Raw genomic sequence first — 21281 nt, 5'->3', positions numbered from 1 at the left:
ACCGGTCACCACCACCGACGATCAGCCGTGCGCGTTGACGAGTCGCCCCTCGTCGACGTGCTTCGGCTCGAGCCGCGCGCCGCCGCGCCGGTCGTCCTGACGAGCCGATTCGATCGCGGCGGACGTGGCCAGGCCCAACATGCGCCCGTCCGCCGCGAATCCACGTGGCATGCGTTCGAGACGGCGCAGGATGCTTCCGATGATCCGCATTGTGCTCACCTCCTCCCGTATCTCCTGCATACAGTATGCCGTCGGAATGTCCGGTTGGCGAAGTCCTTGTGAGCAGCAACACCCCGAGCCGAGCGGACGGTGACACCGATGCCCGAGAAGTGGGCGATGATCGGACTGCACACGCCGAAGCTGGAGGCGCGCGACCACCACGGCCGCCGCTACCGGGTCGGCGAGCGACCGCGCGAGCTCACCGGCCTGCCCCGCGCGGCGATGCTGTGGGCCTGCTGGCTGCCGATGCTGCTGGTCGGGACCATGCAGTACGCCTTCGGCGCGGCCATCCCCGGACTGCTCGCCGCAGGACACGACCTCGCGGGCCTGTGCTGGACGTTGACAGCCTGGGCGGTGCTGCAGGCCGGCGCCGGACTGCCCAGCGCCCACCTGCGCCAGCACGACCGGACCGGACCGCGAGCGATGCTCATCACCGGCGGCTTCCTCTGCGCCGCAGGCGTTCTCAGCCTCGGCCAGGGAGTGGCCGCCGGGTACGCGGTGCTCGGCGGGATCGGGGCTGGACTGGTCTACGCCGCCTGCACCTCCACCACCGAGAAGTGGTTCCCGGAGAACTCCGCGACCCGGGTCGGCGTCGTCACCGGCGCGTTCGCCTACGGCGCCACCCCGTTCGTCATCGCCCTCGTCCTCGCGCCCGAGCACGTCGAGGCCGGGCTGACCGCCTTCGCGCCCGCGCTGCTCGTGTCCGTGACCGCGTGCGGCCTGCTCATCGCCGACCCGCCGCGGCACTGGTGGCCGGCGCACGTCGACCACCACCGCTGGGCGCGGGCGAACCCGCCCGCCGCGCGGGAGTTCTCGGCCGCCGAGGCGCTCCGGACCCCGGTGCTCGCGGTGATGGCGGCGAGCCTGTTCTGCGCGGCAGCGGTCTCGCTGTTCGACGCGGCCTTCCTGGCGCTGCTGGCCGCACCGCTGTCCCCGGTCGCGGCGATCGCGCTGTTCGTGGCCACCAACGGCGCGGGCCGGACGCTGGCGATGGCGATCGCCGCACGCCTCGGCCGTCGCCGAACGCTGCGCTGGGTGGTCACCGTGCAGGCCGCGGGCCAGGTGCTGCTGCTCATCGGCATCGAGCAGGCCTCCGCCGGATGGCTGGTGGCCGGGGCGACCGTCGCCGGAGCCGGCGGCGGAGCCTTCTACCCGCTGTTCGCCGCGCTGGCCAGGGAGTGCTTCGGCCAGCACCGCAGCATCGAGGTGCACGGGCTGGTCTACAGCGCGAAGGCGGTCAGCGGCGTGGTCGGCATCGGACTCGGCTGGCTGGCGCTGGCGACGTGGGGCGCACCGGTGGCGCTGGCGCTCGCCGCGGTGCTGTCGCTGGGCTCGGCGGTGCTGTGTGGACGGTGGCAACGACCCGGGTTCCCGAGGACCCTTCCCACCGCCAAGCCTTGATCGGTGTAGGTTTCAAATGCGAAGATCTTTCCGATCGATGTGGTGATCATGGGCTCGCGAGCCCCGGGAAGGTCGGCTTGATGAGCGCCGAGATCGATGTGATCGTCGTCGGAGCCGGCGTCAACGGCCTGGTCGCCGCGGCCGAACTGGCACGGGCGAGCCGCTCGGTGCTGGTGCTGGAGCGCAACGACCGGCTCGGTGGGTTCATCACATCCGAGCAGCGCACGGTCCCCGGCTACGTCCACGACACCTACTCGTCGTGGCACCCGCTGTTCCTGGCGGGCCCGGCCTACGCCTCCCTCGGCCCGCAGCTGCACGAGCACGGGCTGGTCTACCGCAACACCGACTCCTGGGCCGCGGCCAGCGTCGCCGACGACGAGCGGGTGACGATGAGCCACCGCGACCCGGCCAAGACCGTCGAAGCCTTCGAGCACGACGCCGACCGGGACGCCTACCTGTCCATGCTGGAGAGGATCGGCGCGAACATCGCCGCCATCAACCGGCTGCTCGGCGGCGAGCTGCGGTCCTGGTCGATGCTGTGGCAGGGCGCCAAACTGATCAACATCGGTGGCGTGCGCGGCGCGGAGGGCTGGTTGCGACAACTCGCCTCCAGCGGCCGAGCCCTGTACCGGCGCGAGTTCCGAGGCCGCGAGGTCGACCACCTCTTCACGCCCTGGCTGCTGCACGCCGGGTTGGGACCGGACCACGCCTCCGGCGGGCTGATGACGGGCCTGCTCGCCGCCGGGCTGCACGGCGCGGGCCTGCCCGTCGTGGAGGGTGGCGCCGGCAACTTCGTAACCGCGTTCTCCAAGCTGCTGGATTCGCTGGGCGTGCAGGTCCAGACGGGCGCCGAGGTCGAGCGCATCCTCGTCGAGGACGGCCGCGCGATCGGCGTCGTCGCGGGCGGCCGGGTGCTGCGCGCGCGGCGCGGCGTGATGGCCTCGGTCGCGCCCTCCGCGCTCTACGGCCGACTGCTGCCACCCAGCGCCGCCGAACCCCAGTTGGTGCGGCAGGCCGAGAAGTTCCGGTACGGGCGAGCGGCGATGCAGATCCACGTCGCCCTGTCCGCCCCGCTGAAGTGGCGCGACGAGCGGCTGTCGGCGTTCCCGATCGTGCACCTCACCGACGGCTCGTCGAGCACCGGCATCGCCTGCGCCGAAGCCGAAGCGGGACTCCTGCCGCGCCGCCCCACGGTCGTGGTGGGCAGCCAGTACCTGCTCGACGAGACCCGCGTTCCTCGGGGCGCGGCATCGCTGTGGTTGCAGCTGCAGGAACTGCCGTTCCACCCGCTCGGAGACTCCGCCGGGGAGCTCGACACCAGCCAAGGCTGGACCCGCGAGCTGGCCGAGGGATACGCGCGCCGGGTGCTCGACCGGCTCAACGCCCACGCTCCCGGCCTCCACGACCTGGTGTGCGCGGTCGACATCATCAGCCCGCCGGAGCTCACGGCGCACAACCCCAGCGCCGCCGAGGGCGACCCCTACGGCGGCAGCACCGAGCTCGACCAGAACTACCTGTGGCGACCGCTTCCCGCGGCGGGCAACCACGCCACGCCCATCCCCGGCCTCTGGCACATCGGAGCCTCCACCCACCCGGGTCCCGGCATGGGCGGCGGGTCCGGCTACGCGGCCGCCAACGCCCTCCTCAAGCGCACCCGCTGAACCGGACCCCTCCCCGCCACTCGAACTCCTGACGGAGCCAGGGCACTCCTGCTCCGAGCCGACCGGACGGATCGAGAATTGATCACGGACGGCTCGGGCAACAACTGCCGGTCCTCCCGCAGCCGATCCAGCGGTTCACGACGTGTCCGACCCCCTCACCTCTCCGCTCGACGAGGAGCCCGTTCTCCGCGGACGCCGGCGCGGTCGCGCATTCGTGGAAAACACGCGACCACGACATTTCCGGGGGTGACCGATCGCGGGATGGAGTGGGAATTCGGAGAATGGAACAATGATCGTCGCGTGCGGATGATCAGTTCTCGACAGATAGCCGATCGGCCCATGGCGTTGCGTCATACTGGCGAATCCCCTTGCCACCCCCCAATCCTCGGAAAAAGTGGCAATCGGAATGGGAAAATCCGGACCAATCGGTAATTCAATCCGTCAGCGCAGGTCAGGAGCCCGAATGGCCCCTCCGAGGCTGACGCGTAGCCGATTCGTCCTTGACCAGTGCGCAAGCCTCGATTTATGGTCCAGACCACTAACTCCTCTCCGCGACAGGCATTGTGAACAACGGATCACAGCCGATGGGTTCCGCTGTTCGGAATCGATTCACCCTGTCGCTACTTCCCCCGAAGGAGCTGACAATGCCCAATCGCAAGATTTCCGCAGCCATGGTCGGTGCCGCCGTCGCACCGTTCCTGATCGCGATCCCAGCCGGTACCGCGAGCGCCCACGGCTACGTCGACGCACCGCCGAGCCGCCAGGCCCAGTGCGCCGCCGGCACCGTGCAGTGCGGTTCCATCACCTGGGAGCCGCAGAGCGTCGAGGGCCCGAAGGGCCTCAAGAGCTGCAGCGGCGGCAACGAGAGCTTCGCCGAGCTCGACGACGACTCCAAGGGCTGGACCGCCACCCCGATCGGCACCCAGGCGACCTTCAGCTGGAAGCTGACCGCCGCGCACAAGACCTCCACCTGGGAGTACTACATCGGCGACAAGCTCGTCGGCTCGTTCGACCAGGGTGGCCAGCAGCCGCCGCAGCAGCTGTCGCACAACGTCGACCTGTCCGGGTTCAGCGGCCCGCAGAAGGTGCTCGCGGTGTGGAACGTCGCCGACACCGCCAACGCCTTCTACGCCTGCATCGACGTCAACGTCGGCGCGATCAAGTAAGCACCACCGCAAGGACGAGGAGGCGGGCCCGCGACCCCTCCACACCGGGCCCGCCTCCTCATGTCAAGGCCACAGTGGACACCGCGCGGCCGAGTTTCCCCGGCCTCCCACGTGGTGTATCCAGGACCGGTGACCGAGTTGGTGCTGGGCCCCCTGCTGCGCTACGTGGACCAGAGCCGCGCCACCGTCTGGGTGGAGACCGACGGGCCCTGCACCGTCGAGGTGCTCGACGCCGCCGAGCACACCTTCCAGGTCGGCGGCCACCACTACGCGCTGCTCACCACCCACGTCACCGGCCCGACGCCCTACCAGGTGCGTCTCGACGATCACCTGGTCTGGCCCCCACCCGACGCCACTCCCAGCGTGATCCGCCCCGTCACCGGGACCGACCGGCTCACCGCCCTGTTCGGCTCCTGCCACTTCGACCGGCCCGCCGCAGGCCGCGACCGCCACGGGCCCGACGCGCTGACCGCAACCGCCGCCCGCATCGCCGCAATCCCGGAGGACGAGCGACCTGACGTGATCATGCTGCTCGGCGACCAGGTCTACGCCGACCAGCCCACGCCGTCCGTGCGCCGCGAAATGGCGGAGCTGCGCGATTCCCGGCGACCGCCCGTCGGCGAGGTCGCGACCTTCGAGGAGTACGCCCACCTCTACCGGCACGCCTGGCAGGACCCTCCGGTCCGCTGGCTGCTGTCGACCCTGCCGAGCATGATGATCTTCGACGACCACGACGTGCGCGACGACTGGAACACCTCGCGAAGCTGGCGAACCGCGATCTCCGGCCGACCTTGGTGGCGCGAACGCCTCCTCGGCGGGCTCGTCGCCTACTGGATCTACCAGCACATCGGCAACCTCGACCCCGACGACCTCGCCGCCGACCCGGTCTTCCGCGAGGTCCGCGAGGTCGGTCGCCACGGCGACGCGCTGCCGGTGGTGCGCGAGATGGCCGCCCGCGCCGACCGCGAGGACCAGGGTGAGAAGGGAATGCGCTGGAGCTACTACCGCGACCTCGGCGGCGTGCGGCTGGTCGTGCTCGACACGCGCTGCGGCCGGATCCTGGAGACCAGCGAACGCGCCATGCTCTCCGACGGCGACTTCGCCTGGTTGCGCGACATCGCCGCCGCCGACCGCCAGCACCTGGTGCTGGCCTCGTCGTTGCCGTGGCTGCTGCCGCCCGCCGTGCACCACCTGCAGTCGTGGAACGAACGCGCCTGCACCGGCGAGCACGCCAGACTCGCCGAGAAGGTCCGCCAGGCAGGCGATCTGGAGCACTGGGCGGCGTTCCGCGCGTCCTTCGACCGCCTCGCCGAACTCATCCGCGACCGCGCCGCGCTCGCCGACGCGCCCGCGACGATCAGCGTGATCTCCGGCGACGTCCACCACAGCTACTTCGCCGAGGCCGACTACCCACGCGCGCTGAACTCCCGCATCACCCAGCTGACCTGCTCACCGCTGCACAACAAGGTCCCGAAACCGCTGCGCGGGCCGCTGCAGGCCGCCTGGTCGCACACCGCGGCCCGCCTGCTGCGGACGATGTCGCAACGCGCCGGGGTCCCACCGCTGCCGCTGAAATGGCGCCGGACCGACGGGCCGTTCTTCGGCAACGCCATCGCCCAGCTCGACTACCACGGCACTCGCGCGCAGGTGACCCTCTGGGAAGCCACCGGCGACGACGCCCTCGCGCGAACCTGCGTCCGCCGGCTGACCTAGACCAGGAACGAGAACAGCGGCGAGCCCGGGGAGACCTGCTCGATCTGCAGCGGTGATCCCTTCATCCGCGTCAGCAGGTCGTCGAGGTCGTCGGCGTTGTCGAGCTCGATGCCCACCAGAGCCGGACCGGTCTCCCGGTTGTTCTTCTTGACGTACTCGAAGGCGACGATGTCCTGGCCCTCGACGAGCACGTCGTCGAGGAAGTGCCGCAGCGCCCCCGGCTCCTGCGAGAAGGTGACCAGGAAGTAGTGCCGCAGGCCCTCGTGCAGCAGGGAACGCTCGACGATTTCGCCGTAGCGGCTCAGGTCGTTGTTGCCGCCGGAGACCACGCACACCACCGGGCCGCGCGGCGCCCGCTCGAGCATCCGCGATGCGGCGCTGGCCAGCGCACCCGCGGGCTCGGCGATGATTCCCTCGGTCTGGTACAGCTCGATCATCTCAGTGCACACCGCGCCTTCGGGCACGGCCACCAGCTCGTCGACCAGCTCGCGCGCCACCTCGTACCCGAGGTCGCCGACCCGGCCGACGGCCGCGCCGTCGACGAAGGTGTCCACCGCGGGAAGCTTGACCGGCGCGCCCTCGTCGAAGGCAGCCCGCATGCTCGCCGCACCGGCGGGCTCGGCACCGACCACGCGGATCTCCGGGAAGTGCTCCTTGAGCCACAGCACGATGCCGGCCAGCAGTCCACCCCCGCCCACCGGAACGATCACGGTGTCGATGGGACCGTCGTGCTGCTCGGCGATCTCCAGGCCCACGGTGCCCTGACCGGCGATGGTGCGCGGATCGTCGAAGGGGTGCACGTACACCGCGCCGGTGCGCTCGGCGTCGGCCTTGGACGCGGCGCTGGCCTCGTCGAACGAAGAACCGACGATCACCGGCTCGATCCACTCACCGCCGATGGTGGCGATCCGCTTGCGCTTCTGCCGAGGGGTGTTCGCCGGCAGGTACACGCGACCCTTGATCTGCAGCTCGCGGCAGGCGAACGCCAAGCCCTGCGCGTGGTTGCCCGCGCTGGCGCACACCACGGCGCGCTCGCGTTCCTCGGCGTTGAGGCCGGAGATCAGGTTGAACGCACCGCGCACCTTGTAGGACCGGCAGACCTGCAGGTCCTCGCGCTTGAGGTGGACCGGTACGCCGAGCTCCGCGCTGAGGCGGCCGCTGGTTTCCAGCGGCGTGCGCCGGACCACCTGTCGCAGGCGGGTGCCGGCCCGGAAGATCGCTGCGGGAGTGAGCTCAACGGACACCTGGTGATACTAAAGCCGCTGGTGAACCAGACGGTCGCCGGGTGGCTCAGCTCTCAGGGGCTCCTGCCGCCAGGTGGAAGCCGAGGAACGGCCCCGGGACGCGCCGTGGCGATCACGGCTCCGGACACCGCCGAGACGGGGGTGATCCCGGTCGTTCGAGCTGCCAAGGTGGGAGAACCCCTGGTCGCAGCGCTGAGAAGGACTCGCAGAGATGTTCAACGTAGAGAAGGTCCGGTTGGCCGGTGCCGATGTCGAGCTGCCCAGGATGCTCCCCATCGAGCAGCGCTACGCCGCCGAGTCGGTCGAAGACCTCGAAGGCGTGATCCGCGCGCAGGTCGCGGAGCACGCCCGCACGCACCCGGTCAGCGGTAAGCGCATCGCTGTGACGGTGGGGAGCCGGGGCATCGCGCAGCTGGACCGCATCGTGATCGCCCTGGTCGGTGCGCTCGCCGAGCACGGGGCCAAGCCGTTCGTGGTGCCGGCGATGGGCAGTCACGGCGGCGGCACCGCGGAGGGGCAGCGGCAGGTGCTGGCCGAGTACGGGGTCACCGAGGAGACCATCGGGGCGCCGGTGATCTCGTCGATGGAAACGGTCGTGATCACCAGGCTCGCCGACGGCACGCCGGTGCACTTCGACGCCGAAGCGGCGCAGGCCGACAGCGTCGTGGTGCTGGGCAGGGTCAAGCCGCACACCGACTTCCGGGGCACGCACGAGAGCGGTCTGGCGAAGATGATCGCGATCGGCCTCGGCAAGCACCGGGGCGCGGCGACGCTGCACCGGCACGGCTTCGAGAAGTTCGACACCTTGATCCCGGAGGCCGCCTCGGCGGCACTGGGCGTGGTGCCGTTCGAGTTCGGCGTGGCGGTCGTGGAGAACGCCTACGAGGACATCGCCCGGCTGGAGCTGGTCGCGACCGACCGGATGCTGGCTCGCGAGGCGGAGCTGCTGGCGGAGGCGAAGTCGCAGATGCCGAAGCTGCTGATGTCCGACATCGACGTGCTCGTGGTGGACGAGATCGGCAAGGACATCAGCGGCGCGGGCATGGACCCCAACATCACCGGCCGCGCACCTGTCAACGCCGACAAGTTCCACGCGACGCCGATCAAGCGGATCGTGGTGCTCGGCCTGACCGAGCACACCAACGGCAACGCGTGCGGGCTGGGACTGGCGGACCTGACCACGCAGGGGTGCGTGGACCAGATCGAGTTCGGCTCGTTCTACACCAACTCGCTGACATCGGGCGTTCCGGACGGCGCGCGGATCCCGATGGCGCTGGCCAGCGACCGGGACGCGATCGTGGCCGCCCTGCACCTCACGCGTGGCCCGCAGGAGCGACCCGCGAAGGTTGTGCGCATCCGCAACACCCTGTCGATGCCGCGCGTCGAGGTCTCCGAGGCCTACGCCCGGGAAGTCGCCGAACACCCGGACATGGCCGCTCTCGGCGAGCCGCTCCCCTGGCAGTTCGACGCGACCGGCCGCCTGCCGAAGCTCCCACCCGCGCACTGACCCCTCTCACCCGGCCGATGACCGGATGTCAGCGGAGGTTGGAACTCGCCACCTCCGATCCGGTCACTGCGCGTCCGAGCGGGTTCTCCTCGTTGGGTCGGGCATTGGTTTCGATCGAAACTGAAGCGATAGGTGTTAGTAACAAGTGATGGGGTGTGCGCTGGGCGGATAGAATTCGAGGCGGCTCCCACAGCACCCGATCCGGCGATTCCGCCGGTGCGCGGAAGGCGAGGGCGGACGATGCAACTTCCGCTGACCACCGAACGGCTCGTGGTCCGGGACTGGACCGCCGACGACGCCGACGTGCAGGCCGCGCTGGACCTCTACGGCCGCCCCGAGGTCACCGAGTGGCTGACCCCGGTGATCTCCAACGTCGCCGACCTGGCCGCGATGCGCGCCGTGGTGCACTCGTGGATCGAGTCGCAGCCCAACCTCGTACCGCCGACGGGCCGCTTCGCGATGCACCGCCGCGAGGACTCCCAGGTCGTGGGCGGACTCGTGCTGCGCATGCTGCCGCCCTACGACCACGACGTCGAACTGACCTGGCAGCTGCGCCCCGACGAGTGGGGGCACGGTTACGCCACCGAGGCCGCGATCGCCCTGCTGCACTGGGCGTTCACCTTCGACATCGACGAGATCTTCGCTCTGGCCCGACCGGACAACACGCGCGCGATCGCCACAGCTCAGCGCATCGGCATGGAATGGGCGGGCGAGACCAGGAAGTACTACGACACCTCGCTGCAGGTCTACCGGGTCAGGCAGAGCGATCTGCCCGACGTCCCGGGCGCCGGAGGAACCGAAGACTGACCGAAAAGATCACCGTCCGTGGCGAAATCGGCCGCGATCGAGTGATCACAACAGGCCCGGTCGGCGGTTTCAAGATGTAATCCTGGTGTTGTCGCTCGAGCGCCGAGAGGGGCGCACCCGACGGAGGAACCTTGCCAAGGCCACACGACAGGAATCCGGTCCCGCCCCGGCGCCCCAGGAGGCGGCAGCCGGCCAGACCGCTCCCTCCGCGTCGGCGCCGCAAGTCGATCGGTCCTCGGGCCGTCGCCACGATCATGTCGCTGGTGATCCTGCTGGTCACCGGCTACGGCTGGAGCAACTACCGCCACCTGCTCAACGGCCTGGCCACCAGCGATGTCGCCGACGGCGGGGGCGGCGCGGACGGTGCCATCGACATCCTGCTGGTGGGCATGGACAGCCGCACCGACGCACACGGCAAACCGCTGCCCGCCGACGTGCTGCGAGAGCTGCACGCGGGTTCCAACGACGCGTCGCTGACCGACACGGTCATCATGCTGCACATCCCCAACGACGGGACCAGGGCGGTCGGCTTCTCCTTCCCCCGGGACTCCTACGTGTCGATCCCAGGGCAGGGGGACCACAAGATCAACTCGGCGTACGGGCGCGGGAAGGAAGCCGAGATCGCGCTCCAGCAGGAGCGCGGCATGACCGACCCGGCGGCGCTGGACCGCGCCGGCAACGAGGCTGGCCGGAGGCTGCTGCTGCAGACCGTGGAGAACCTCACCGGCTCCTCCATCGACCACTACGCCGAGGTCAACCTGCTGGGCTTCGCCGAGATCACCGAATCGGTCGGCGGCGTTCCGGTGTGCCTGAACTCGGCCACTCGCGACTCCTACTCCGGTGCGGACTTCCAAGCCGGCCAGCAGACCATCGCGGGCCCGGCGGCCCTGGCGTTCGTGCGGCAGCGACATGGCCTGCCACGCGGAGACCTCGACCGCGTGGTGCGGCAGCAGGCGTTCCTCGCCGGACTCACGCACACCGCTCTGTCCGGCGGCGTGCTGGCCAACCCGAGCAAGCTGCGGGACTTGATCCACTCGGTGCAGGACTCGGTCGTGCTCGACCTGGGTGACGACTCCGACGTGCTCTCGTTCGCCGAGCGGCTGCGCGGGCTGGCCGGTGGTGCCATCGAGTTCGACACGATCCCGATCGAGGACGCCGCTTACGACACGCCCGACGGCGAAGCCCTCAAGATCAATCCGCGCGATGTCAAGGCGGCCGTCCGCGCGGCGACCTTGCCACCGGGAGCACCGAGCTCGCCGACTCCGGGGCCGCCGCCGACCTCGGCCTCCCAGGAGCCCGTGTCGGCGCGGGTCGACGTGCTCAACGGGACCCGCACGTCCGGCCTGGCCTCGAGGGTTCAAGACCGGCTCAACGCCCAGGGCCTCCACGTCGACACGATCGGCAACACCGACAAGCGCGACTCCTCGGTGATCCGCTACGGCTCGGGCTCGGAAGCCGCCGCTCAGGAGGTGGCCTCGATGCTGGGTGGGATGCCGACGGAGGCCGATTCGTCGTTGTCCTCCGGCCGCGTCCAGGTGATCATCGGCTCGGACTACGACGGGCCCGCTGCCCCGCGCTTCTCCCCCGGTGGCGCGATGACGCTGGACGGGACCGCCCATCAGCAGGAACCGGAGCGGGCGCCGATCAGCGCGGCGGGAATTCCTTGCGTGAACTGAGGAGTCGGGTGAGCTCGCCGAGGGGTCTCCTCGGCGCCTCCTCCGCGAGGTGGTGCCCGCAGTCCAGCGGGCGGCCCGACACCTGCGGTGCCCGGCTCCGCCGCACCGCGAGCCGAACGAGGTGACGTCGGCGTCCGGGGCGGCTTTGCTGTCGCCGTGACCGGGCGGGTCGGCCAGGCCGACCGTGCGGGTGCGGCCCAGCCCCGGAGCGACGCGGTGCCACATCGCCGAGGTCTGCGGCCACCCGTGCAGCAGCACCGGCGGCCCGACCCGCCGACCCGGGCGCGGATCGTCGCACCGGAGGGAGTGGGCAGGTCGTGCGGCCGGAAGTCCTCGAGCACCAGGTGATTCCGTGCCACTGCGCCGCTTTGCAGTGCAGCACCGCCTCGCGCTCGGTGTCCGGTCAGGTCGGCGAGTACGCGCTCTCCACCCTGCCGTGGTCACCGTCGCGCCCTTGCCGCCCCTCGAGAACATCCACAACCACCGCGTTCGCGGTGTCAAGAAACGCTTGCGCCGGTCATCGGGTCCCGATAGCGTGCACGCACGGGTCGTGCTCACAACGTTGCGACGTTGCGCCGATCGGATGGCGACAAGCCTGGGAATTGATCCAATCGGGTTGCGTCTTCGCACGTCACGAATCCGGAGCACCGACTGGTTCCGAAGACGACACTTCCCATTGGCGTGCAGTACAGCTCAACCACTCCATCTGACCGCACGCTCGGTGAACGTGCGCAACGTTGAGGGTGACCAGCCAGACGAGACGTTTGACTCGCCCGTGACGAGCCGGGAACAGGATGCGGTGCGGTTGCTGCTGCTGATCGACGGTGCCTCCGAACCGCTGCCCTTCCCGGTCCCGGACCCGGCGCTGGCCGAGGCCGTCGGGGTGGTGACCGGGCAGACGAGGTTGCAGAAGCTCGATTTCTGGCTTCGCAGCCCTGATTTCCTCGCCGACGAACTGCTCAACGAGTACGAGCGAACCGCGGACGGGCACCTGCTCGAGTTGGCGGGCCGGATCCTCGATTCCGAAGAACCGGAAGTGCGACGATACCCGATGCTGCGCCACCACTTCGGCGCCTACGAACCGCTCGACGACGCGCTGGCGGTGCTGCGCAGCGCCGGCCTGATCGTGCGCCGCCGCCGCGGCCGGGTCGGGCACACCAGGCGGCACGACTACTACCTGCTGGAGCGAGGCAGGCGAGTCGCCCGCACGATCATCGCTCGAGCACCCGCCTTCCGCTACTACGTGGACCGCGTGACGCTGGTGCTCGACCTCGCCGACGGGCGCGGCGGCAACGAACTCCGCAACCGCCAGTACCTGCAGGCCGAGTACGCGAGCACGCGGCGCGGCACACCCATCGCCACCATCACCGAGCGGGTTCGCGACCGGCTCGCACGGCTTCGCGCGGAACTGCAAGCCGCGTAGGGGGTTTTGACGATGAGCACCCGACCTTCGCCGATGCACGAACGACTCGCGACGATCACCGGGATGCCCGCTCGAGCCGTGGCCCGCCTGCTCGCATCCGGCGGCAACTCGCCGACCCCGGACCTGCGACGCCGGATCACCGAGGCCAAACGCAAGTGGGGCCGGCTCGACCAGCTGCACCGGTCGGCCCGCAACCGCAGGCAGGCCGACGAGCGCTCGCTCAACGACAGCACGGAGAGGGACGTCGCGCGGGTGCTCTTCCACGGCTTGGAGCCGCACTCGTGCCCCCGCTGCGACACCCCGATCTCCGAGCGGCGGCGTCGCGAGGAGCGCGAGAACCACCGGTGCGCGATCTGCACCAGCGACCTGTCGGCCACGGCGTCGGAAGCCGCGGAACCGGAGATCGCCGCGCGGCTGCGGCTGGCCTCCAGCGAGGCGGCCGAGACCACGGCGCTGGCGAGGTTGCGCGGTGCCGAGGTCGCCCTGGCCGAGTTGGTCGCAGAGCTCACCGCGCCGCCCCGGCCGCGGAGCGGCGACAACCCCACCGGCACCCCTGCGCCGGACCAGCGCCGGTGACCCCGCGGCGACCACCGGGTGCGGTGGCGGCCGGACCGCAGGCTCCGGTCCTGGCCAGGGCTTTGACGGCCGCCGCGGGCCGAGGTGCGCCCGGTTGGCGCGGCACGCTCGCGGAGTTCATCGACGGTCTTCCGGCGCAGCGCAGCCTGCTGGCGCTGGCCTCGACCATCGACGAGTTGCTCGCCGGACCGGACGTGGTCCGGGCGCACGGCGTTCGGCTGCACGACGCGCTGCTGCACGATCTCGGCCCGGTCATCGAGCGCGATCCGTTGATCGCGGCGAGCAGGCTGGAGGGGGCCGTCCGGTTGGCGATCGCCGATGCCGTCCCGCCGTTCACGGTGCTGGGCAGGCTCACCGGTTTCGCACCAACGACGCCGGAGGAGTTCACCGAGACGCTGCCCCGGCTGCTGGGTGCGGCCATGGACCGGTGGGTCGGCGAACCCGCGATCACCACGCCGCTGCGCGAAGCCCTGGACCGGCTGCGCCACGACGAGGCGGCCTCGATCGACGCGGCCTTCGAGCTGGCCTGCGACGACCTGCGGAGGGCGTTGACCGCGACCGAGATGCCCGCTGTGCTCGAATCGCTGACCGCCGCCCGGTCGCGGTTCGCCACGGTCGACGCCGCGGAGCAGGCGCGCCACGACGCCCGCGCCTACGCGGCCGCGTGCGACGCGATCCTGGCGTTCGCGGCCCAGGACCAGGACCGGCTGGCCGACGCCGCGGATCGGCTCACCACCGCCCTGGACCAGCGTTCGGCCTGGTTGCGCGGCACTCACCAACCGCGGTGGTTGCGGCCTCGGCACGCCGCCGAGCCCGCGTGGCGTCGCCTCGTGCTGCTGTTGCGCGCGGCGGCGGCGCGGCTGGCCGAGACGATCTGGATGGACGTCTGGGAGGCCCTCGGCGCAGTGCTGGACGCGTACACCCAGGTCCGGTCGCTGCAACCGCTTCCGGGGGCGCACACCGCACCCGGCTTGGCTGTGGTGATCGAGCCGACCATCGAGAACGCGATCGTGCGCAGCCAGAGCCGGCTCGCGGCGCTGCGCCGCACCGTCGTGGAGACTGCGGCCACCGAGAACCCGCCGCTGCCACCGCGCACGGCGCAGCTGCTGCTGGACCGCATCGAGAGCACCGGGGCCGATCGCCGGCCGGACCTGCCGCAGGCCGCCCGAACACCGCCGGACGTGGATGAGGACGAGGACGGCCATGCCGCGACCTCCCGCGCCCACCGGCTCGCACCCGCGCTGGTGCGCGTGCTCGGGGAACGCCACGCGACCGGGCTGACCTCGGGCCTGTGCGACGACGACCTGCGGCTGCTGGACGGAGTGGTGCACAGCAGCGAGATCGCTCGCTCCCGCACCGCGCACCCCGTGCTCGACCCGCTGCTGGAGGGGCTGCTGGGTCAGCTCGCCGACTCACCGGAGTTCACCGGCCGGGTCCGGGCCACGTTCGGGATGCTGCTGGAGCAGACGCTGCGGTTCCTGTTCAGCCGCGCGGACCTGACGTCGACGACCTGGGGCGGCGGTGAGACCGACTACCGGCGCCCGCTGCGCAAGGGCGAACGGCGCCCGCGGGAGTCCGACCTGCAGCGCGACTACCACCAATGGCTGGCGACCGGGCAGCTCGGCGGCCTGGTGGCGGTGGAGGCCACCGACCTGGCGATGGGCCGGGCGGACGTGACCACCACGTTCGGATCGCTGCGCTACGTCACCGAGATCAAGCGTGAGCTCCGCGACTCCTCGCGCGGCCGCATCGAGGCCGAGCACGTGCCGCAAGCCGCGGAGTACGGCGGCACGAGCGTGCCGTTCGGGCAGCTGCTGGTGCTGGACCTGACCCCGCACCCGCACGGCGCACCGCGCGTCGACGAATGCGTCTGGCTGGCCAAGCACCGGCCACCGCACGCCGGGACCGACAGGTACGTGATCGTCGGGGTGATCACGGGAAACCGCCCGAGGCCCCACGAACTCTGATCGACTCGCCCGGTTCTGCTGCTGGAGTGCCGTGGCCACGGGTGAGGTCACTGCGGTCGGCAGGGCTCGCGCGTTCTCCACGACGGAGCTGCCCGCCTCGGAGCGCCTGGCGTTGTGGGAGCAGGTCGGGCTGTCGTGCAAGACCCTCGACGCGCTCCGCTGGCGGCCACCGAGCTGAACCTGCAGCTGCCGAGCCCGCACTCAGTTCGCCGGGCCTGCGCACGCTGGTGACCCACATCTTCGTCGAATGCGACGACCTGCTGGACCACGACGCGGTCTTCGGAGTCGAGAACTCGTTGATCAAGCGCTTCGAGCGGCAGCCGCCCACGGCTGAGTCACCCGGCGGCCGGGACTTCAGCGGTAGGCCGTGGACCCCGAACCACCTTCGACATCGTCCTGGCATCGCAGGAGCCGAGCTGACCCGTTGTCGAACAGCCGCTAGCGGCCGAAGTCCTGGGTCCAGTAGTTGCCGTCGTACTCGACGCCGACGCCGATGGTGCGCAGCGAGCAGTTCATGATGTTCTTGCGATGGCTGCGGGATTTCAACCAGCCGTCGACGACCTGGGCCGCGCTGGTGTGGCCGCGGGCGATGTTCTCGGCACCGGGCGCGGGGTGGCCGGCCGCCCGCACCCGCTCGCTGAAGGTGATGCCTTCGGGCGTGGTGTGGTTGAAGTAGCCGCGGCGGGCCATGTCGGCGCTGTGCTCGGTGGCGGCCTTGGTCAGCCGGCCGTCGACGGTGAGCGGGGCGCACCCCGCCGCGGTCCGGGCTTTGTTGACCAGTGCCACGACCTCGTCCTGCGCCGGTGGCGTGGGATCGGACGCCATGGACACCGCTGCGGTGCTCATCCCAGCACCGATCAACAGGGCCGCTGCAACTACGGACAGCGTTGTCTTCGGGGTCATGACCCCGAAAACTACGGCAGTTCCCGGGACCGCATTCAGATCAAAAACCTTGCTGTGCCGACACTTCACACCATTTCGCTACTGCGCGTGATCGCCTCGGGCAGCACGGTGCGGGGTCCGCCGCAACGCGTCCCGACGACAGTATCCGGCCACACGCGCCACACCCGCCACCCTGCGCGGACTCACGTGATGCTGTAGCGCAGCGGCAGGTGCTTGAGCCCGCCGACGAACGTGGTGTCGCTCCACTCCGGTTCCCCCGCCGGCTCCACCCACTGCAAGCGAGGCACCAGTTCGGCGAACAACGCACGCGCCTCCATCCGGGCCAGGGTCGCGCCGAGGCAGACGTGAGCGCCGAAGCCGAACGACAGGTGTCGGTTCGGATCACGCCCGACGTCGAACCGGAACGGGTCGTCGAACACCGCCTCGTCACGGTTCGCCGAGGGATAGCACAGCAGCAGCGACTCACCCGCCTCGATGCGCTTGCCACCCAGCTCGTAGTCGGTCGTCGCGGTGCGCATGAATTCCTTGACCGGCGTGACCCAGCGGATCATCTCCTCGACCGCGGAGGGGATCAGCCCCGGAAACCGTCGCAGCCGGTCCATTTCGCCCGGATAGGTCATCAGCGCCTGCAAGCCTCCGGCGATCGTGGAGCTGGTGGTGTCGTGTCCCGCAGTGGCGATGATGACGTACTGCGAGGCCACGTCGGCATCCGAGAGGTGCTCTCCGTCGATGCGCGCGTTGGCGATCGTCGAAGCCAGGTCGCCGGTCGGGTTGGCGCGCCGGTCGGCGGTGATCCGGTTGAAGTAGTCGAAGAAGTCCAGCAGGACCTGCAGCAGCTCCTCCGGTGACCGGCCGCGCCGCAGCTCGGCGTCGTCGCTGCCGAACAGCTCCTGAGTCAGCTGCAGGATCCGCGGGAAGTCCGTCTCCGGCAGACCCAGCAGCGAGAGGATCACGTAGAGGGGGTAGTCGACTGCGACTTCCTGCGCGAAGTCGCACTCACCGCCCAGTTCGGCCATCTTGTCCACGGACCGCTTGGCCAGGCGCCGGACGTCCACCTCGATCTCACGCAGCGCGCGGGGCCGGAACCAGTCGGCCACGACCGACCGCATCGCCTTGTGCTCGGGATCGTCGATGTGGACCAGGGTGCGCAGCATCCTGCCGTGCTCGGCGGTGTAGCGGTCCTGCGCCGCGCTCACCAGGATCGGTCGTGGCTCGTTGATGAACGTCTCGTGCTGCCGCTCGACCTCGATCACGTCGGCATGCCTGGTCACGGCCCAGAACGGGTTGAACTCGGGCAGCGGATCGACCAGGTGCACCGGATCTTCGCGCCGCAGCGCGCTCAGCGCGGCGTGCAGTCGCTGGTCGTCGGCGTAGGCGGTCGGGTCGGCGAGCGTCAGACCGGCGTCGTCGATGTTCACGTGCGTCCCCCCGGACATCGTTCCCCCAGCTCGACGTTACCCAGGTGATCGCGCGACCGACAACACCGCGAGATCCGGCGAGGCCGTGGTGACCACTCCCCTCGCGGAGGACCGATGCCTACCGTGATCGCCATGCCCGTGCTCAGCCATCCCCTCATCACGCCCCGGGGCTGCTGATCACCACCGAGCTCGCCCTGCTCAACGCCGAGGGGCTGCGCTACGCCGAGGCGTTGCGTCGTGCCGGAGTGCTGCTCGAGCACCGCGACATCCGCGGTGTCGATCACGATCACGACCGGCTCGGGCAGTGACGCCTGGCGCGCGATACCTACGACCTGATCATCGAACGCCTCCTCCGCGCCCACTTCGAGCGTCAGGACGGCCGGTAGAGCAGGCCGAGGGATTCCGCAGGAGGCGCTCCCGCAGCTTCCGGGCGTGCGATCGCGTGCATCGCGTTGATCTCTGCCATGCGCTCGGGCAGCCCCGCTCCACCGCCCATGCCCGCTGCGGCGAGCAGTTCGCCGAACTCTTTCTGCGAGAGCGAGTCCGGGTCGAGGTGGACGAGGAACGCCGCGATGTCCTCATCGACCATCTTCTCGACCGCGCCGAGCGACGCCTTCGCGAGCGCGAGGTACCCGTCGTCACCGACGTGCTGCAGAACGGCCCATGCCGCGGCCAGCGGACCGCCGGAGCGCGTCGATTGCCTCGTCGAGTTCATCGGTGCGAAGCGCGCGCAGCTCGGCGAGGACTTCTTCGGCGGGCCTCATCGTCCCTCCAGCACGTCGCGCCGCAGCAGCGGCAATCCGAGCAGCACCAGCGCGCCCGGCAGCAGCGAGAAGCCGAGCGCGATCGCGGTCACCGCACTGCCCGACTGCGGAACCAGGCCGTCCACACTGGACACGTATCCGCCGATTCCCAGCACCAGACCGAAAAGACCTGGACCGAGGGCCATGCCCAAGGTCTCCGCGCCGGTCCACACCCCGGCTGCCACGCCTGCCCGGGTCTCGCCGGTTCGCTCCTCCTCGGCGGTGATCAGGTCCGGCATGATCGCCAGCGGGAACACCTGGATGCCCGCGTAGCCGACTCCGGCGAGCGCGACGAACAAGAACGAAACCCCCACCGGCAGCACCAGCGCCGCGCACAACCCGGCGCAAGCCACTCCGAAGGTGGTGCAGGCAGCGCGGAATCCCCACAGCTTGCCCTGACGTTCGCCGATCCTCGGCCACAGCGGCATCGTCACCAGGGCCGGGAGGACGAACCCGGCGAACAGCCAGGTCTGCACCGCCGGATCGCCGAAGACGTAGCGCGACGCGTAGCTGACCCCTGCCAGCAGCGTCCCGAGCCCGAGAGCCTGCACCGAAAAGACCAGCACCAAGCGCTTGAACGAACGCCACCGCCGCATGGTGCTCACCAGGTCGCGCCACCCCTGCGCGCCGGGGCGCCGCCGACCGACCGGCGCGTCGCGGATGCCCAGGACCATCAGCACCGCCCCGAGCAGGATGACCAGCCCGATCACCACGCCCATCACCCGATAGCCGGCCACTCCTCCGATGCCGTTGGCGATGCCCGGCGCTCCGCCTCCGGCCAGCAGCACCGCCACCGCCAGGAATCCCATCCGCCAGCTCGTGAGCCGCGTGCGCTCGCCGTAGGAGTCGGTCAGTTCAGCGGGCAACGCGTTGAAGGGCACCTGGAACAGCCCGAACGCGGTGGCGCACAGCAGGTAGAGCACCATCACGTAACCGGCGTCCAGCGCGGTGTCACCGAAGCCCGGGTGGGCGAACATGCCCGCGAACAGCACTGCGACGGCCAGGCCGCCGAACAGCAGGAACGGTCGTCGGCTGCCGTGGCGCACGAGGCTCGCGTCCGACAACCTCCCGGCGATCGGGTTGAACACCACGTCCCACACCTTCGGCAGCAGCACGATCGCGCCGGCGATCGCGCTGGGTACGGCCAAGGTGTCGGTCAGGTACGGCAGCAGGAGCAGACCGGGCACGGTGGAGAACGAGCCTGTGACCAGCGAGCCGAACGAATAGCCGATCCTGGTGCGGGTACCGATACCGATCCTGACCGCGACGGGTGGTGGCACTGGGACTTCCTCCAGAATCGCTCGCCTTTCCGCATGGTCGCACCACCGGGGCGGTTTCCGGATCACATCGAATTGCTTCGTTACGCGACTATTCCATCCGTGTTCATCGTCGGGTGAGCCGCGCCAAATTCGGGTGACCGGCCGCATCCGGTGCTTTAAGATTCCGGTGGCTCCTCGAACAGCGAAGCCGTTCCGTGAGGCGCGCCAGCGGCAACACTGCGGCCCGACGCCCCGCTTCTCGTCATCGCCTGTCGTTCCAGGAGCTCTCATGTCCTCCCTTGCCCGTGCCGCCCGTATGGACGGGGTCACCAGTTCACCGGTGCGCGACCTGCTCGCGCTCACCCGCCGACCAAGCGTGATCTCCTTCGCCGGCGGGCTTCCCGCCCCGGAGCTGTTCGACACCGACGGGTTGCGCGCCGCGTTCGCGCGAGCGCTCGCCGATCCCGACGCCGCCCGCGCGCTGCAGTACTCGCCCACCGAAGGAGACCCGGCGCTGCGGGAGATCGTGGCCGACCGCCTCACCCGGAAGGGCCTGCCCACCGGATGCGACGACCTGCTGGTCACCACCGGCTCCCAGCAGGGCTTGAACCTGGTCGCCTCGGCGCTGCTGGACCCCGGCGCCGTGGTGCTGGTGGAAGAACCCGTCTACCTCTCGGCCGTGCAGTGCTTCCAGCTCGCGCAGGCCCGGATCGTGCCCGTGCCCTCCGACGAGGAGGGCATCGATCCCGTCGCGCTGGAGCGCATCGCCGCGAACGAACGCCCGGCGCTGCTGTACCTGGTGCCGACGTTCTCCAACCCCACCGGCCGCACGATCGGCGAGGCGCGGCGCGACCGGATCGCCGACATCGCCGCGCGGCACGACCTCTGGCTGATCGAGGACGATCCCTACGGCGAACTGCGCTACAGCGGACGGCCGTTGCGCCCGTTGTCCGGGCGCGTGCCGGACCGGTCGATCTACCTGGGCAGCTTCTCCAAGATCGTCTCACCGGGCATGCGGGTGGGCTGGTTGCGCGCGCCCGCGCAGCTGCGGCAGCAGCTCACGATCCTCAAGCAGGCCGCCGATCTGCACACCTCCACGATCGATCAGGCCGCGGCGGCGGAATACCTCGCGACCGCCGACCTCGACGCACGGGTGCGCGTGCTGTGCGAGACCTACCGGGAGCGGCGGGACGCGATGCTGGCCGGGCTGCGCGAGATCGCCCCGGCGGGCACCGAGATCACCGAGCCCGAGGGCGGGATGTTCGTGTGGGTGCGGCTTCCCGGCGAGGTCGACACCGCGGAGGTGCTGCAGGAGGCGCTTGGCCACGACGTGGCGTTCGTGCCCGGCGCGGCGTTCCAGGTGAGCGAACCCGACCGCGCGACGATGCGGTTGTCGTTCACCACCTTCGCCCCCGACACCATCGCCGAGGGACTGCGCAGACTGGCCAAGGCCCTGAGCTGAGCGCGCATCCCCGGGTGCCGTCCATCCGGAGGATTGCGCACGTCCCCGGAGCTGCAGCAGGCTACCGTGGGTCCAC

General features: G+C 70.4%; 18 protein-coding genes. 12 read left to right on the top strand and 6 right to left on the bottom strand.

Annotated elements, in window-relative coordinates:
• Positions 1-21: 21 nt before the first annotated feature.
• Positions 22-210, bottom strand: a complete 189-nt coding sequence (locus tag E1161_RS00765) for a hypothetical protein (RefSeq protein WP_132618433.1) — start codon at positions 208-210, stop codon at positions 22-24.
• A gap of 108 nt (positions 211-318) precedes the next feature.
• Here E1161_RS00765 and E1161_RS00760 point away from each other — a divergent pair, with 108 nt between their 5' ends.
• The 4 genes from E1161_RS00760 to E1161_RS00745 all read left to right on the top strand — a co-directional run bounded on the left by E1161_RS00760 (position 319) and on the right by E1161_RS00745 (position 6160).
• Positions 319-1620 (top strand): MFS transporter, encoded by a 1302-nt coding sequence (locus tag E1161_RS00760; RefSeq protein ID WP_132618431.1) that lies wholly within the window; start codon positions 319-321, stop codon positions 1618-1620.
• Between the two features lie 80 nt (positions 1621-1700).
• Positions 1701-3281: a phytoene desaturase family protein gene (locus tag E1161_RS00755; RefSeq protein WP_132618429.1), complete on the top strand. Its 1581-nt coding sequence runs from the start codon at positions 1701-1703 to the stop codon at positions 3279-3281.
• A gap of 644 nt (positions 3282-3925) precedes the next feature.
• A complete protein-coding gene (locus tag E1161_RS00750) occupies positions 3926-4447 on the top strand; it encodes a lytic polysaccharide monooxygenase auxiliary activity family 9 protein (protein WP_132618427.1) in 522 nt (173 codons plus the stop codon).
• Between the two features lie 129 nt (positions 4448-4576).
• A complete protein-coding gene (locus E1161_RS00745; protein WP_235874684.1) occupies positions 4577-6160 on the top strand; it encodes an alkaline phosphatase D family protein in 1584 nt (527 codons plus the stop codon).
• Here E1161_RS00745 and ilvA read toward each other — a convergent pair.
• On the bottom strand, positions 6157-7404 hold the full coding sequence (ilvA, locus tag E1161_RS00740; protein ID WP_132618425.1) for a threonine ammonia-lyase IlvA: 1248 nt from the start codon (positions 7402-7404) through the stop codon (positions 6157-6159). The two genes, E1161_RS00745 and ilvA, sit on opposite strands and share 4 nt — an antisense overlap.
• A 211-nt stretch (positions 7405-7615) precedes the next feature.
• On the opposite strand from ilvA, the gene E1161_RS00735 reads away from it, so the two are divergent.
• From E1161_RS00735 to E1161_RS26955, 7 genes are all read left to right on the top strand, one after another.
• The gene (locus tag E1161_RS00735) at positions 7616-8911 is read left to right on the top strand and encodes a nickel pincer cofactor-dependent isomerase, group 22 (RefSeq protein ID WP_132618423.1); all 1296 of its coding nucleotides are present in this window, start codon (positions 7616-7618) and stop codon (positions 8909-8911) included.
• A 240-nt stretch (positions 8912-9151) separates the two neighbouring features.
• Positions 9152-9718 carry a GNAT family N-acetyltransferase gene (locus tag E1161_RS00730; protein WP_132618421.1) on the top strand — a complete coding sequence of 189 codons (567 nt, stop codon included), beginning with the start codon at positions 9152-9154 and terminating at the stop codon, positions 9716-9718.
• 254 nt (positions 9719-9972) lie between these two features.
• Positions 9973-11394: an LCP family protein gene (locus E1161_RS00725; protein ID WP_132618419.1), complete on the top strand. Its 1422-nt coding sequence runs from the start codon at positions 9973-9975 to the stop codon at positions 11392-11394.
• A 727-nt stretch (positions 11395-12121) separates the two neighbouring features.
• Positions 12122-12817: a hypothetical protein gene (locus E1161_RS00720; RefSeq protein ID WP_207920027.1), complete on the top strand. Its 696-nt coding sequence runs from the start codon at positions 12122-12124 to the stop codon at positions 12815-12817.
• Positions 12818-12829: 12 nt separating this feature from the next.
• On the top strand, positions 12830-13393 hold the full coding sequence (locus E1161_RS00715) for a hypothetical protein (RefSeq protein ID WP_132618417.1): 564 nt from the start codon (positions 12830-12832) through the stop codon (positions 13391-13393).
• The gene (locus tag E1161_RS00710; RefSeq protein WP_132618415.1) at positions 13390-15360 is read left to right on the top strand and encodes a hypothetical protein; all 1971 of its coding nucleotides are present in this window, start codon (positions 13390-13392) and stop codon (positions 15358-15360) included. Before E1161_RS00715 ends, E1161_RS00710 begins: the two co-directional genes overlap by 4 nt.
• 31 nt (positions 15361-15391) lie before the next feature.
• Positions 15392-15538 (top strand): hypothetical protein, encoded by a 147-nt coding sequence (locus tag E1161_RS26955; protein ID WP_165939642.1) that lies wholly within the window; start codon positions 15392-15394, stop codon positions 15536-15538.
• Positions 15539-15798: 260 nt separating this feature from the next.
• On the opposite strand, the gene E1161_RS00700 is transcribed toward E1161_RS26955, so the two are convergent.
• The 4 genes from E1161_RS00700 to E1161_RS00685 all read right to left on the bottom strand — a co-directional run bounded on the left by E1161_RS00700 (position 15799) and on the right by E1161_RS00685 (position 19764).
• Complete coding sequence (locus E1161_RS00700; protein ID WP_132618413.1) at positions 15799-16263, bottom strand: CAP domain-containing protein; 465 nt, start codon at positions 16261-16263, stop codon at positions 15799-15801.
• Between the two features lie 182 nt (positions 16264-16445).
• The gene (locus E1161_RS00695) at positions 16446-17699 is read right to left on the bottom strand and encodes a cytochrome P450 (protein ID WP_132618411.1); all 1254 of its coding nucleotides are present in this window, start codon (positions 17697-17699) and stop codon (positions 16446-16448) included.
• Positions 17700-18051: 352 nt separating this feature from the next.
• Complete coding sequence (locus tag E1161_RS00690; RefSeq protein ID WP_132618409.1) at positions 18052-18396, bottom strand: hypothetical protein; 345 nt, start codon at positions 18394-18396, stop codon at positions 18052-18054.
• A gap of 45 nt (positions 18397-18441) precedes the next feature.
• Positions 18442-19764 carry an MFS transporter gene (locus E1161_RS00685; protein ID WP_235874683.1) on the bottom strand — a complete coding sequence of 441 codons (1323 nt, stop codon included), beginning with the start codon at positions 19762-19764 and terminating at the stop codon, positions 18442-18444.
• A 268-nt stretch (positions 19765-20032) separates the two neighbouring features.
• Here E1161_RS00685 and E1161_RS00680 point away from each other — a divergent pair, with 268 nt between their 5' ends.
• Positions 20033-21205 (top strand): aminotransferase-like domain-containing protein, encoded by a 1173-nt coding sequence (locus E1161_RS00680; RefSeq protein ID WP_235874682.1) that lies wholly within the window; start codon positions 20033-20035, stop codon positions 21203-21205.
• The last annotated feature ends 76 nt before the right edge of the window (positions 21206-21281 follow it).

Origin of the sequence: Saccharopolyspora aridisoli (assembly GCF_004348445.1) — a bacterium.
Classification (GTDB): domain Bacteria; phylum Actinomycetota; class Actinomycetes; order Mycobacteriales; family Pseudonocardiaceae; genus Saccharopolyspora; species Saccharopolyspora aridisoli.
Note: the sequence above shows the minus strand (reverse complement) of the source record. Positions and strands in the feature narration are given on the sequence as shown.